A 2,861-nucleotide genomic window follows, 5' to 3' on the forward strand; every position below is an offset into this window, starting at 1 on the left:
CCCATACCCTGTAAAGACTCCGACACCCATTGCACCCTTCAGCAACAATTCTCATTTTTTTCGAATTAAATTTAAACAGTTTCTAAAAAGATTTTGTAACTTTACAGACAAATAGGAGATATGAAAGTTTTGACCAAATACATCCTTACAGCCGCGGTCTGCATGGTCGGGGCATTGACCGCATATGCGGCTCAGTCGGGATGGGAACCCGTCAAGACCGAACAACCCTCCGCCAAATCGGTGATGAAAGACGCAGAGCTTGAAATAAAAGCCGCGCCCGGAGTCATACTTGTCAGAAACACCCATCAGGTACAGATAAAGGTCTTCACGATACTGGGGCGCATGGTAAGCAGCGAAACGTTGCCTCCGGGCACGTCACGATTGCAGTTGCCTACGCATGGAGTATACATCGTCAAGGTCGGAGACCTAACCTGCAAAGTGGCGGTCTGACAAAAACCGCAAACGACTGTTTGAAAAACCTATACCAGTTATACACATGGAAACACCCGACATCAAATGGGAAGAACTGCCGTTCGGCTACGTTCCCACAGATTACAACGTAAGATGCACGTTTAAAGACGGCAAATGGGGAGAAATCGAAGTCAGCGACTCCGAATACATACCCGTTCACATCGCCGCAACCTGTCTCCACTACGGACAGGAATCATTCGAAGGTCTCAAGGCTTTCCGCGGCAAAGACGGCAAGGTGCGAGTATTCCGCATGGAAGAGAACGCACGCCGTTTCATACGCAGTGCCGAAGGCATCAAGATGGAACCGATGCCCGAAGAACTGTTCTGCGAGATGGTCCGTAAAGTTGTCAGACTCAACGAACGGTTCATACCCCCTTACGGAACAGGCGCGTCTCTTTACATTCGCCCCTTCCAGATCGGCATGTCTGCCCGTGTAGGCGTAAAACCTGCCGATGAATATATGGTAGCTATGCTCGTGACTCCGGTCGGTCCCTATTTCAAGACCGGCTTCAAGCCCTGCAAGGTGTGTCTCTCTCGCGAGTATGACCGCGTTGCTCCCAAAGGTACCGGTTCAATAAAGATCGGCGGCAATTATGCGGCATCGCTCGTTGCCGGCGAGAAAGCACACGATCTCGGATATGCCGTGATGCTTTACCTCGACCCGAAAGAGAAGAAATATCTTGATGAATGCGGAGCCGCCAACTTCTTCGGAATACGCGGCAACAGCTACATCACACCTGACAGCGAGTCAATTCTTCCTTCAATCACAAACAAGAGCATCCGTCAGATTGCCGAAGACCTCGGCATGACTGTGGAACGCCGTCATGTTCCATACGAAGAGCTGGAGACTTTTGAAGAAACCGGCAACTGCGGCACGGCCGCCGTCATCTCCCCGATCGGCGAGATATACGACCTTGACAACGACCGCACGTTCACTTACTGCCCCGACGGCACTCCGGGACCAAAATCCACCGCACTCTACAACAAACTACGCGGAATCCAGCTCGGAGAAGAGGAAGATACCCACGGATGGTGCGAAATCATCGAATTTGACTGATCATCAATGACAGAACCTCTTGACATTATCAAGAAATATTACAAGCCCGGCACACCGCTTTACGAAACGCTCGTGATCCACAGCGTCAAAGTAAGGGACAAGGCTTTGGAATGCATAGACCGCAGGGGCATCGAAGTTAACAGAGACTTCGTTGCCTCTGCGGCAATGCTTCATGACATCGGCATCTTCCGATGCGATGCACCGGATATATTTTGCACCGGAGACCTGCCATACATCTGCCACGGGATAGAAGGACGCAAGATACTTGAGGCGGAACACCTGCCACGACATGCACTCGTGTGTGAACGGCATACAGGATCCGGACTTACCGTCGAAGACATAATCCGCCAGAACCTCCCGCTTCCACACCGCGACATGACCCCTCAGACGCTTGAGGAAAAATTAATATGTTACGCTGATAAATTCTACTCCAAATCCGGAGACATACGCACAGAGAAAAGCTTCGACCGAGTGCTCCGCTCCATGGAACGCCACGGTGCCGACACCCTCGCCCGTTTCCTCACCCTCCATTCACTCTTCGGATAACTTACGTCACGTCAATAACTCCAACCACTTATAGCAACTACACAACCATCTGTATTAATAGCGGATATACAGACTTACAAAGCATCTGTGAAAGATTTAACACACGGTTTGTGGTGTGATATTTGGCTGTCTCTTCAAATTTGGCTATCTTTGCAGCGCTAATTTCGTCCGAACCGCAATGTGGCGACCTTCGTTTCCATTGTTGCATCGTCAGGACTGCCAACAACAACTTTGAGACAACTTACACTATATATTGCAATTATCCTTGCTTTAAGTTTCGTCTGGGCGCAAAAGAACACAACTCCGCGCAGAGCGCCACTTAAAACATCGGCATCCGACACTTTGACAAAGCTGCCGGATAGGATACTCATGCCCGACAGTAACGGGATACTTAAAGACGGAAGTATTGTCCTCCGTGACTCAATACTTTCAGATCCTGATTCCACAACCTTAAAGCCTATCAACTTACAGGACTCCATATCCCCGCTACAGGGCGCAGACTCCGTACCGGGAGATTCGCTCGGAGAGCGAAAAGGATTCTCCCGCATAATCAGGGAAAAGGTGGATCTTGACAACGCTCTGAATTTCTCGGCAAAGGATTCTCTCGTGCTGATGGGACAGCAGAATGCCTACCTTTATGGCGACGGCAACGTGGATTACGGCGAATTTAAACTAAATTCGGCTGAAATACGCATGGAAATGGACAGCTCCACCGTCTATGCAGCAGGCGTTGTAGACTCTATCGGAGAACTGCAGGGAAATCCTGTTTTCCAACAGGGTGGTGACG

Annotated in this window: 3 protein-coding genes and 1 pseudogene; all 4 read left to right on the forward strand. The window is 50.0% G+C overall.

Annotation, left to right across the window (positions count from 1 at the left end):
* The first annotated feature begins 120 nt into the window (after positions 1 to 120).
* The gene (locus tag JX312_RS11655) at positions 121 to 450 is read left to right on the forward strand and encodes a DUF6383 domain-containing protein (protein ID WP_123407007.1); all 330 of its coding nucleotides are present in this window, start codon (positions 121 to 123) and stop codon (positions 448 to 450) included.
* A 46-nt stretch (positions 451 to 496) separates the two neighbouring features.
* Positions 497 to 1,528 (forward strand): branched-chain amino acid aminotransferase, encoded by a 1,032-nt coding sequence (locus JX312_RS11660; RefSeq protein WP_123407005.1) that lies wholly within the window; start codon positions 497 to 499, stop codon positions 1,526 to 1,528.
* A 6-nt stretch (positions 1,529 to 1,534) separates the two neighbouring features.
* On the forward strand, positions 1,535 to 2,074 hold the full coding sequence (locus JX312_RS11665; protein ID WP_123407004.1) for an HD domain-containing protein: 540 nt from the start codon (positions 1,535 to 1,537) through the stop codon (positions 2,072 to 2,074).
* Positions 2,075 to 2,305: 231 nt separating this feature from the next.
* A pseudogene (locus JX312_RS11670) lies at positions 2,306 to 2,861 on the forward strand (hypothetical protein); the annotation flags it as partial.

The sequence above is a fragment of the Barnesiella sp. CU968 genome, assembly GCF_905219685.1.
Classification (GTDB): Bacteria; Bacteroidota; Bacteroidia; order Bacteroidales; family Muribaculaceae; genus Lepagella; species Lepagella muris_A.